Source organism: Waterburya sp., from assembly GCF_058530065.1.
In genome coordinates this window covers 1-10,533 of the sequence record NZ_JBZNBU010000394.1, presented here as the reverse complement: position 1 = coordinate 10,533, position 10,533 = coordinate 1, and the positions used below count along the sequence as shown (strand labels likewise).

The 10,533-nt window shown below is 39.1% G+C and carries 11 protein-coding genes; 4 read left to right on the top strand and 7 right to left on the bottom strand.

Annotated features, from left to right (window positions below):
• The 4 genes from AC33VI_RS22750 to AC33VI_RS22735 form a co-directional block, all read right to left on the bottom strand.
• Positions 1-842: DICT sensory domain-containing protein (locus AC33VI_RS22750; protein ID WP_491784545.1), on the bottom strand; the 842-nt coding region annotated here is incomplete at its 3' end.
• A gap of 81 nt (positions 843-923) precedes the next feature.
• Positions 924-1,496 carry a pentapeptide repeat-containing protein gene (locus tag AC33VI_RS22745; RefSeq protein ID WP_491784544.1) on the bottom strand — a complete coding sequence of 191 codons (573 nt, stop codon included), beginning with the start codon at positions 1,494-1,496 and terminating at the stop codon, positions 924-926.
• A 264-nt stretch (positions 1,497-1,760) separates the two neighbouring features.
• Positions 1,761-2,402, bottom strand: coding sequence for a lysophospholipid acyltransferase family protein (locus AC33VI_RS22740; RefSeq protein ID WP_491784543.1), 642 nt, complete (start codon positions 2,400-2,402; stop codon positions 1,761-1,763).
• A 72-nt stretch (positions 2,403-2,474) separates the two neighbouring features.
• Positions 2,475-3,311: a tetratricopeptide repeat protein gene (locus AC33VI_RS22735; RefSeq protein WP_491784542.1), complete on the bottom strand. Its 837-nt coding sequence runs from the start codon at positions 3,309-3,311 to the stop codon at positions 2,475-2,477.
• Positions 3,312-3,507: 196 nt separating this feature from the next.
• Between AC33VI_RS22735 and patR the strand changes: the two genes are divergently transcribed.
• Positions 3,508-4,335: a heterocyst master regulator PatR gene (gene patR, locus AC33VI_RS22730; RefSeq protein ID WP_491784541.1), complete on the top strand. Its 828-nt coding sequence runs from the start codon at positions 3,508-3,510 to the stop codon at positions 4,333-4,335.
• Between the two features lie 396 nt (positions 4,336-4,731).
• Here patR and AC33VI_RS22725 read toward each other — a convergent pair whose 3' ends face one another.
• The 3 genes from AC33VI_RS22725 to AC33VI_RS22715 all read right to left on the bottom strand — a co-directional run bounded on the left by AC33VI_RS22725 (position 4,732) and on the right by AC33VI_RS22715 (position 8,114).
• Positions 4,732-5,016, bottom strand: coding sequence for a ssl2009 family thylakoid membrane protein (locus AC33VI_RS22725; protein WP_491784540.1), 285 nt, complete (start codon positions 5,014-5,016; stop codon positions 4,732-4,734).
• A gap of 37 nt (positions 5,017-5,053) precedes the next feature.
• Complete coding sequence (gene upp / locus AC33VI_RS22720) at positions 5,054-5,704, bottom strand: uracil phosphoribosyltransferase (protein ID WP_491784539.1); 651 nt, start codon at positions 5,702-5,704, stop codon at positions 5,054-5,056.
• A gap of 118 nt (positions 5,705-5,822) precedes the next feature.
• Positions 5,823-8,114, bottom strand: a complete 2,292-nt coding sequence (locus tag AC33VI_RS22715) for a GumC family protein (protein WP_491784538.1) — start codon at positions 8,112-8,114, stop codon at positions 5,823-5,825.
• A 199-nt stretch (positions 8,115-8,313) separates the two neighbouring features.
• Here AC33VI_RS22715 and AC33VI_RS22710 point away from each other — a divergent pair, with 199 nt between their 5' ends.
• The 3 genes from AC33VI_RS22710 to AC33VI_RS22700 all read left to right on the top strand — a co-directional run bounded on the left by AC33VI_RS22710 (position 8,314) and on the right by AC33VI_RS22700 (position 10,299).
• Positions 8,314-9,120, top strand: a complete 807-nt coding sequence (locus AC33VI_RS22710) for a sirohydrochlorin chelatase (RefSeq protein WP_491784537.1) — start codon at positions 8,314-8,316, stop codon at positions 9,118-9,120.
• Positions 9,121-9,129: 9 nt separating this feature from the next.
• On the top strand, positions 9,130-9,924 hold the full coding sequence (cobA, locus tag AC33VI_RS22705; protein WP_491784536.1) for a uroporphyrinogen-III C-methyltransferase: 795 nt from the start codon (positions 9,130-9,132) through the stop codon (positions 9,922-9,924).
• 186 nt (positions 9,925-10,110) lie between these two features.
• A complete protein-coding gene (locus tag AC33VI_RS22700) occupies positions 10,111-10,299 on the top strand; it encodes a translation initiation factor IF-2 (RefSeq protein ID WP_491784535.1) in 189 nt (62 codons plus the stop codon).
• The last annotated feature ends 234 nt before the right edge of the window (positions 10,300-10,533 follow it).

Genomic DNA, 10,533 nt, shown 5'->3' with positions numbered 1-10,533 from the left:
TTGGGATCGAGACGATATAACAAACAACGACAATTAGGAAATAGTTTGCCCAATTCTCTCACTGTTGTTGTTAAGATTTCTTCTGGATTGAGAGAACTTCGTTGAGCGGATGCTATTTTATTAATTAAAGATTCTTTACGCTCGGCTATAGCGATCGCTTTATAAGCTTTGAGAAGTTTATATTGACCAGATTGTAAGTAGGTAACCAACCGTTGAGCAAAAATTCCCAAATCTACTGTTTGGAAAGTCACCAAGGGCTGGCTATGGATTCCTCGCCTCAGTTTGAATAATTCTCTGGCTTGCTGGGTTTTATTTCTTAATTCGGGACGATAGTTAGCAATTATTCCCAACAACCAATCCGCAGCAGTATAAACTATGTTGCGATCGAAACTCCAAACCCCTTCAAATCTTTCCCCTTCTTCTACTCCATCGGCAACATCTTGTAAGTCTGTCACCGAAAGTTTTTCTCTCACCGCCAAACAAGCAGAATAGTGTTTTCCGATAATCGCTAAATATGTTTCCCCCGCTAAAGTATCTGTAGCTTTAATCGGGATAGTTTCATAACCAGCATTAGCTACAGCAAAACCAGATTCTACTTCTGGTACGCTGAGAATATAAACATGACTGCTTTTTTGTGCCATGCGCTGAAAGCGATTTTCTTGCTCTCGAAATAGTTTTTCTTGTTGAAAGTTAGCAATAACTATATATCGACCGTTATCGGCTAACACCAAATCTTGCATCGCACGAGACAATGCAGTCAAAGATGATTTGAAATATATTTGGGGACGAAGATTATCATATTCGGTTAGTAAGTCCCTCAAGAGAGAATTAGTTAGCTCCATATGTGGCTTTTAAGATTATCTATCAATAATAATCTTCTATTGTCTGTCATAAGAATGCGCTCGCCGTCGGCAGGATTATGATTATAAATTACTAGTCGATATATTTCGTAGATTTTTAGGAATACCGATTCTAGACCCATTATTTACTTGATTTCCCGATTCCTCCAAAATAGTATTTAAGCAATTAATTCCAGTTAAATTTGTGCCAGTGAGAATAGCACCTTGTAAATTTGCCCCTGCTAAATTAGCCAGTTTTAAATTGGCATAACTTAGATTTGCTCCCGATAGATCTGCACCACGTAAATCTGCTTCTTGAAGATTTGCCAAACGCAAATCGGCATTATTTAATGAAGCATTTCTTAGCTGGGCTTGGTATAAGTTGGCGCGTATTAACTGAGCGTAATTAAATTGGGCTTCGATCGAGCTAGCTGCTTGTAAATTTGTCCGCCACAGATTTGCTCCTGTGAGGTTGCTTTCATCTAAGTTAGCTCTAACTAAGACAGAATTACTCAAATTAACTTCTGTAAGATTGGCTCGGCAAAATACGACCTCTGCTAAATTAAGATCTATTAAAGGAGTTCTACTTAAATCAACCTGACTGAAATCTCGTTTTCCCGATCTATAGCTGGTTAAAAGTTGGGTTGCACCAATCATTGTGGTTTTAAATTTGTGTGGATATAAATAGAACATTTAATCCAAAATTAATATGTTTTGATAAATAAACAGTTGAGTGCAAGTAATCTTTAAAGGATTGAGCAATTTTTGCTCGGATCGTTGCCCAAATCCCTTAAATTGTGAAGAAATATGCGGCGAGCGCTACGACCTTACTTTATTAACTTACTTAAAGTATTATAGCGTTTTATGTAAATAAATGTTACATAAACTTGACTAGTAAAACTGTATTAATAATTCAATTGCTTAACGTCCCAAATCGTGCAAAGAATTAATCACCCTAGCGCATTGGTCTGTAACAGCTTGCAATTCAGCTTTTTTACTAGAAATGGGGGGCGCGATCGCATCGCCAATACGAACGGTAATCGGAACTGGTTTGAGAAAAGGAAAACTTTTATCGATTACTTTTTCCGTTCCCCAAAGACTAATAGGTAACAAAGGTACTTGAGCTTTAGCAGCAATCCAAGCTGCACCGAGTTTGGGAGCGGTAATCTTGCCGTCAGAGGTTCGAGTACCTTGTAAAAAGACCGCAGCAACCCAACCAGCATCGATCGCATTGGTAGCAGCCCGTAAAGCAGTGCGATCGCTCGTACTGCGTTTGACGGGATAAGCCCCATATAGTTGAATTGCTTGTTTGAAGAGGGGAGTTTTAAACAATTCTTCTTTCGCCATAAAAGCTACTGGACGACGGACGCAGTTAGAAAGTAAGGGCGGATCGAAATAGCTGGCATGATTGCTGACGGCGATTAAACCACCTGACTGGGGTACTTTTTCCGCCCCATAAATTTTAATTCGGAAATAAGTATGTAACAGAGGACTAACTAGCGACCACTTCAATAGATGATAGGACAGCCAACTGGGAAATGGTTCTCGATTTTTCTCTGACACAAACTTATCTCATTAAACTCTTCAATCTATAACTATATCAGTGGTTAGTGGTTAGTTATTAGGCATTAGTTCTTAGTTTTTAGTGGCTGCGGATGCTTTGCTTTTGGCGATCGCTTTTGCCATTTCATCGCCAATTTGGTCTTTATATTCCGCAGGTGCTGCTACATAGGCTTTTTCGAGCATAGTTTGAGCGTCTGTATATTCTCCTTGCTTTTCTAAGACTAAACCCTTAGCTAAAAAAGGACGAAAATCATCTTGATTATTTTTGGCTATTTCGTCATAAAGAGCGATCGCTTCCCCATAACGCTCTTGTTCGGTGTAAACTTCTCCCAACAAAAATTCTACGGCTTCTTTATTAATAGCATTAGCTCGATTGCCATCTTCTTGATCCGCTAGTTTAATCGTCTTTTTGAGTAAAGCGATCGCTCGTTCGGGTAAGTCTTGTAAGAGATATAAATTAGTAATGCCTCCCAAAGCATAAATATCTCCAGGATAGCTAGCTAAAATTTGATTGTAAGCTGCTGCTGCCCCTTCATAGTCTTTAATTTGTTCCTTGGCTTGAGCGAGCAAATTAGTATATTCTGTATGTTCGGGATTAAGTTTTGCTAACTTTTCTAAAGGTACGATTGCCCCTGCCAAATCTTTTTGCTGTAGTCTGATTTTCAACAAACCATTCAAAGCCGTAGAATTATTGGGTTCTCGCTCTAAAACCTTTTGATAGCCAGAAGCTTCTGCTTCTAATTTTGCCAACTCTTGTTGGGATAAAACGATCGTTTCGCTGTCTGCACTCTTGGCAAACTGCCTTCCTTCCACTACACTCCCCACTATAGGTAGGGCGGAAACAGTTATTAGTGAAAATAACATGACTCCCAAAACTAGATAAATCCAACTACTACGTTTTTGTTTCATGTCACAAACGTTCCTATTGCAATTCGGCAACTAATTATACTGAACTTATTTGTCAATCTATATCCTTACAAGGTAATCAAGGGGAGTTGCTGACATTTACCAGTTCTCTCATATTCCATGAGAGTATAAGATATGATTTCCTATATAATTTAATCTCTCTTACATTTAGTATTGATGCTGAGCTCTTAATTGCTCTATGAATTTGGCTAAGAATAATCCCCTGACAACACCAAGTACACCTTCTACTGCTGCCAATCAATCGGTCGAGTTTATCATGTCCAACCAATCTCAAGAATCTGTTTCTCCTAATACTGAAACTCAATCTGTTCCCGAACGAAAACAGCCCATTCCGCCACCATCTCATCCCAAACAATACCGTGCTATTGGCTTAATTAAGGCGAAATATGTCCAAAGTGACGAGCAGATGACTCAAGGAACTCTAGTCACTACTGATGGTGCAGAAATTGAGGCGGTTTTACTCGGTCGCATTATTAGCTTAATCAAAAATCATTTGGATCTGGCACAAGAGCATCTATGGGTGGTGTATCCTAGAACTAAAATGAAGGAAGACCGCCTTCACATACAAATTGTTGGGGTTTGGGAACCTGAAACTTTAAATAAAGATGAAGAAGTAGAAGAAGATGCTGGAGAAGCAACCGAACACGGTTATTTTTCGATTCGAGGCGAGGCAATCTTTTACTCTTTAGAAGAAGAAACTGTAATTATCAAGATCAAACAGTTTCCTCGTAAAAAAGGTGATAAACCAAAATTCTTTAAGATAAAGCTCAAAGGAGTCTTGGGAGAAAGACCTCTCAAACGTTTTTGGGATGTCAAAGTAAAATTACAAGGGGAAGACTTGTACATTCAAGAATGTACCGATTTGGGTTTTGCTCAAAAACGCAAGCCAAAATTCAAAAAGAATCCTAAAAAAATTCAATTGCGCTCTGCTCGTCCTAATCCAACTAAGAGATCGGGTGCTACTGCTAGACCGATTATTACCAAGAAGAAAACCAAAGAAAATTAAGTAGGTAAGCTTAATCTTTAGAAATCCCTGATAGACGGGGAGCCTCACCGCTTCTAACTCCCGTACGGGCGTGACTGGTCACGCCCGTACCTGACTCCTAACTTCTGTCTAGCTACAACTGTGACAAGTTAAGACAAAAATGAATTAGTCAACTACTATATGTAGGGTTGAACAAAATTGAATACACAACATATAGATTTAAGAATTAATTCTAAATCAGTGCTTTATGGTCTAAAGTATCGATCGATTAAAGACAATAACTCTGACCTCTGACCTGACCAAAGGGAATCCTTTAGGGCTGACCTCTGACCTGACCGAAGGGAATCCTTTAGGGCTGACCTCTGACCTAAAAGTGAGTTAACTTTAAACACACACCCTTAACTTGTCACCAATCGTCTAGCTATCTTCTGAATTAGGGTTCACCGAGCCTAATTGTTGCTTAACATCATCAATTGCCAGATTTAGTTGAGCTATTTTATCTTCTAGACCGTGACGAGCTAGTTCGATACTTTCTTCACTATTAAAAGAAATATCTCTTCTATTAGGTAATATTTCCCCATCTCTCTCGGAAGTTTGTCGTTCATTACGAGTGGCTAAAATCGTTCCCAGCAGACCGCCAACAACACCGCCCACTATCGAGCCGATCATAAATCCACTGCCGAAACCCTTTTGTTCGCTCATCTTAATTAAATTTTGAATACTGCTTGCTAATTTTTGTTTAAGTCCCGAAAGAGCGATCGCCCGCATCTCCCAGACCAGGAACAATATATCCCTTACTATTTAGTCCTTCATCAATGATAGCTGTATAAATCTCTAACCCTGGATAATTCTCGCTTAATTGTCTTAAGGCGGTTGGAGCAGCTACGATTGAAATAATGCGTATTAGTTCTGGATCGATACCTCGACTGGTAAGTTCCTTCATTGCTAGCATAATCGATCCCCCTGTAGCTAGCATGGGTTCGAGAATAACAATTCTAGTTTCGGGGGCAAAGCGAGCGGGTAATTTATTTAGATAACAAGCTGGTTCGAGAGTCGATTCATCGCGAGCTATACCTAAATGATAAACGGCTGCTAAGGGTAAAACTTTCTGTACCTCATCTAACAAAGCCAAACCAGCCCGTAAAATAGGAACTATACCTATTGGTGCTTGGGGATTGACAAAAGTTGCAGCACATTCAGTGATGGGAGTCTGAACTTTTGTTTCTATTGTTGGCAGCCAATTTCTAATTGCCTCGTAAGTCAACCACCTACCTAATTCGCCCATGGCACTTTTAAATAGTACGGACGGTGTATTGGCATCCCTGGCAACCGATAACCAATGTTTGATTAAAGGATGCTCTGGGACATAAACGCGCAATTGTAAGGTCATAGCTGCAATCTGAACTTATGCTGAAAAACTTTGATATCCAATTTTAGAAAAACCTGGCATCACCTAGCTATTCTACATAAGTTTGTACCGACCTTAGCAGAGTTTAAGGGAATCTAAGCTAGTAATTGGCGCGAGTCACGCTGTTTTTGGCACTCTTGCCATTCTTAGATACTTTGGATAAATCTTCACTGGTGTTGGTTGACCAACTTTCTCCCTGAGAATTGTGGGAATTATTCTGACTGTAATAGCTTTTACCATAACGACCGTGATAGGAATAGCGATCGAAATCAGCAGGTTTGACACCATTAATTACCATACCCAATACTTTTTGACCAGTAGTTTCGAGAGTTTCTTGAGCTAGTTCGGCACTTTCTTGTTCTACAACTCCAGGTCTGGTAACAAAAACAATACCATCGACTAGTTTGCTCAAAGTCAACACATCGGCGGTTACGGGTAATGGGGGGGCATCGATCAAAATTAGATCGTATTCTCGACGAGATCGACCGACTAAATCGCTCAATCCAGTAGAATCTAAAAGACCTAGAGGATTAGAATTTACCATTCCACTAGTTAACAGGTCTAAGTTTTGCATTGGCTTGGATACCACTGAAGCCACGCTCACATTGCTGACTATGACATCTTTTAAACCTTTGTGGTTGCTAACTCCCCACAGATGATGTTGAGAAGAACGACGCAAATCTCCATCTATTAGCAATACTTTACGGTCTAGTTGAGCGAGTGCTGCTGCTAAATTGGCTGAAACTGTAGATTTACCTTCTTCGGGAACGGAACTAGTAATCAAAATAACCTTGGGGGGTTTATCGCTAGTCAAAAATTTCAAGTTGGCTTGAATCATACGATAGACTTCGCTAGAAAAGGAATCTGGTTCTTCTCTAGTAACGATTCTGCCCTGATAACTTGGGGGTTCTAAAGGAATAATACCAATGGTTTGATAAGCAAATCTCTTTTTAATTTCCGCTAAAGTTTTTAACGAGCGATCTTGCATCTCCAATAGGATGACTGATAGGTTAGCTAAAAATCCTCCCAAAACGATCCCTAAACCTAAAAGCATGGTTCTGCCAGAACTACCTTTTTCTGGTATTGGCGAATATTCTACTACCCTGGCATTGCCACTTTCTTGGCTGGCTGCTATTTCTGCTTCTTGTAAGTTTTCCAGCAATGTCCCTAAGGTATTGCTGGCTGCTTCGGCATTACGAATTAGTTCTTGTTCTTGTTTTTCTAGTCTGGGAATTTCTTTGGCTCGTTGCAAATATTGTTGTTGGGTTTGATAAAGAGCCGTAACTTGATTTTGCAAGCTAAGTTCGTCGATTTTGAGGGAAATAAATTTTTCCAATTGATTTTCTTTAAGACCTTCATTATCTTGCAATAAACCTTGGGGTACGTTTACTCCTTGACCGATCGCATTGCCGACTATTCCCTTAAGTCTATTATCGAGGTCGTTTTTCTTCTCGTTGAGACTAATGATACTGGGGTGTTCCTCATTAAATCTCTGACGCTCTTGAGCTAAATTAGATTCAGTTTGGTTTAACTGTTCGAGTATGCTTTGAACTTCTGGAGATGATGCTAGTTGGTCTACTGCCACTGCTTGATTGAGACTCAAACCTAGTTGACCTTGCAAAGCAGAAGTTTGGGCTTGCAATCCTTGTAATTCCGAACCAGTGGTAGAAATTTGTTGATTTAGCGTTCCTAAGTTAGCCACTATTCCTTTTTTCTCTTCAGCTAAGTCAACTATGTTGTTTTCCGCTCTAAAACTAGAAATTTTTTGTTCTGCTTGTTCGACTTTAGTTTCGATGTTAGGTAATTCATCCTGGATAAATTCTTTAGCTGCAACGGGTTCGGATTGATTGCCTCTAATTTGCTCTTGAATATAAACATCCATCAAGGTATTGACTATCTCCGAAGCCATTTTGGGATCGGGATGCTTATACCGAACTGCTACTACATCAGTGCCACCAATTAATTCTGTAGTCAGTTTCTTACGAAAATCTTTAGGTTTCAAAGGCTGATTTTCGTCATCGGTGAGCTTTTGGCGATCGATTACCTGCTGGATGACTGGTTCTGACTCTAGTACTTGAATTTGAGTGCTGATCGGAGTTTGATTCGGAAGAATGGGGTCTAATCGACCGACATCTTCGCCAATACCAGTTTGAGAACCCACCGTAGTTCTCGTAAAAAGTACTTTACCTTCTCCTTGATATGTCTTTTTCTGTAATAAACTCAGACCCCCTGTGACTCCCAAGGTAAGTAAAAATACTGCTAAAGCTGGCTTCCAGCGTCTTTTGACTTTAACTAGATATTCACTTAGATTCACATCAATGCCGTCTCTAGAAGAAATTGGAGAAGGACTGGAATTATTTGTATTTTTATCGTTAGAGTTATTACTCAACATATTTATGTTAGATAATTATTATTTTTTGTGGTGATAGTATGATTTTTTCTAGTTATTTTGGCAGTATGTCAACATATATACTAAATACCGTATTTAAGATATATCATTGACTACAGAATAAACTATCTCAATTGCTATAATTCCTCAGATAGTTGTCTGAGTTTTTTAATTAATTTATTACAACTTTATAGAAATTTCTTTGCTAACCTCTTCCGCTTACTTTTTAGTCATTCACGGTAGCCGAAACCGTAAAACTCATATTGCTGCTGCCAAATTGAGACAATTGACAGCTGACAAAATTGAATCTAAGAACATAATAGCTCAGAGCAATTACGTAAATGCAGCTGGTTTGTCCTTAGAATCAAGCAAATTTAGTTCCTCCAATTATGCTCAAACTTCTTTAGTTGAAATTGCTGCTTTGGAATTAGCTCCTTTATCTTTAAGAGAAAGTTTAGTAAAGTTCGCTTTAAAAGCAGAATCTCAGGGCTACAGGTTCGTTAAAGTTTTACCTTTATTTCTCGCTCCTGGGGTTCACGTCCGAGAAGACATTCCCCTCGAAATTGAATTAGCCATCAAACAAATCAAACAAATCAAACAAAGGGTCACAATAGAATTATCTCCGTTTTTAGGTAAATATTCGGAAACGATCGCTCTAGTGGCAGATAAATTTGAGCAATTGTCTAGTAGAGCGCGAGTTTTGGTGGCTCATGGAAGCCGTCTGCCAGAAGTAAAAGATTATTATCAAGAGCTAACAACCAAGTTAAATGCAACAATTGCTTACTGGTCTACAGAGCCGAGTACGACGGAACAAATTGAAACTTTGATTGCTGCGGGTCACACTGAAATTGGAATAGTGCCTTATTTTTTATTTCCAGGTAAAATTACTGAAAAGATAGCTACAGAAGTTGCTGCTTTACAAACAAAATATCCAGAAGTCGATTTGAATCTAGGAGAGCCTTTGGGAGCAACAGAAGCCTTAGCAGAATTAATTGCCAACAAAATTTAATATTGCCAGATGAATCAAGTAAAAAAATATACGGGTAAAGTTTATTTAGTCGGTGCTGGTCCTGGAGATCCTGGCTTATTGACGGTGAAAGGGAAAACTTTACTCGAACAAGCAGATGTAGTTGTTTATGATGCTTTGGTTAGCCCAGAAATTTTGGCAATAGTTAGCCCCCATGCAGAAAAAATTAATGCGGGCAAACGAAAGGGTCGTCATTCACTACCCCAAACAGAGACAACAGAATTGTTGAGACTAAAAGCCGAAAATAACGCGATTGTCGTCCGTCTCAAAGGAGGCGATCCGTTTGTCTTTGGCAGAGGGGGAGAAGAAATGGCGGATTTGGTTCGAGAAGGTGTAGAAGTAGAAGTAATTCCTGGTATAACTTCGGGCATTGCCGCCCCAGCCTATGCGGGAATTCCCGTGACCCATCGTCACTATAATTCTTCGGTAACTTTTGTCACGGGACACGAAGCAGTAGAAAAATATCGCCCTGATGTCAATTGGCAAGCGATCGCTAGAGGCTCGGAAACTATTGTGATTTATATGGGAGTCCATAATTTACCTCAGATAATCCCTCAGTTGTTGGCAGGAGGAATGACCCCCGACACTCCAATTGCTATGATTCGTTGGGGTACTAGACCAGACCAAGAAGAATTAATTGGCACTTTGGATTCGATAGTCGATTTAATCCAATCCCATGAATTTCAAGCTCCTGCGATCGCCGTAATTGGCAAAGTAGTCGATTTGCGCTCGTTACTTTTTCCTACAGCACCATCCTCAGCTAAAAAACAATCGATCGAGCAATAAATTTTTGCTTAAATTAGGTCTAGAAAATGGGATGATATATACGATCCCTAGGGTAATCAAGGTTTTGGTTGAGTATTCTTACTCTGTCTTACTTTGAAAAATCCTAGTATGATACATAATTACTGAATCCTGACAAATCATTAATTGATTCAATCTGAGTTGAAAAGATTTATATAGACCTTGCTTATGGGCTTTGCAGAACTATCAATTGCCGATATTGCAGCTGAATACCAAATCGAAACCGAAACTGTATTCGAGCTATGCGATCGCTTTAAAATCGATTATAAAAACGAGCGTACTTGTCTGGCGTTAGAAGATGCTAAGGCAATTATTCTAGAAATTCTGGCTGCCAAAACCAATTCAGAAGCTAATTAAGAATATATTATTCTGATTCTTTTCTTATTCAACGCTCGCTTTTAGTGCGATAAGATTGTTTACTGTTTTTTAAAACTATAAGGTATTCTGTCAAGATAAATAACTGAAGATTATGTATGTTGGTGCGTTAATTGATAGCACCGCGATTGAATTAAAACTTTTGAGGAGAAAAATGTTTAAGCGATTATTATTTGCTGCTGTAGCTGCTTTATTTTTTACCATTCAATTTAACAT

Coding starts and splice junctions, on each gene's coding strand:
- AC33VI_RS22745 (WP_491784544.1), bottom strand. CDS start 1,496: ATGATTGGTGCAACCCAACTTTTAACCAGCTATAGATCGGGAAAACGA.
- AC33VI_RS22735 (WP_491784542.1), bottom strand. CDS start 3,311: ATGAAACAAAAACGTAGTAGTTGGATTTATCTAGTTTTGGGAGTCATG.
- patR (WP_491784541.1), top strand. CDS start 3,508: ATGAATTTGGCTAAGAATAATCCCCTGACAACACCAAGTACACCTTCT.
- AC33VI_RS22725 (WP_491784540.1), bottom strand. CDS start 5,016: ATGAGCGAACAAAAGGGTTTCGGCAGTGGATTTATGATCGGCTCGATA.
- upp (WP_491784539.1), bottom strand. CDS start 5,704: ATGACCTTACAATTGCGCGTTTATGTCCCAGAGCATCCTTTAATCAAA.
- AC33VI_RS22715 (WP_491784538.1), bottom strand. CDS start 8,114: ATGTTGAGTAATAACTCTAACGATAAAAATACAAATAATTCCAGTCCT.
- cobA (WP_491784536.1), top strand. CDS start 9,130: ATGAATCAAGTAAAAAAATATACGGGTAAAGTTTATTTAGTCGGTGCT.
- AC33VI_RS22700 (WP_491784535.1), top strand. CDS start 10,111: ATGGGCTTTGCAGAACTATCAATTGCCGATATTGCAGCTGAATACCAA.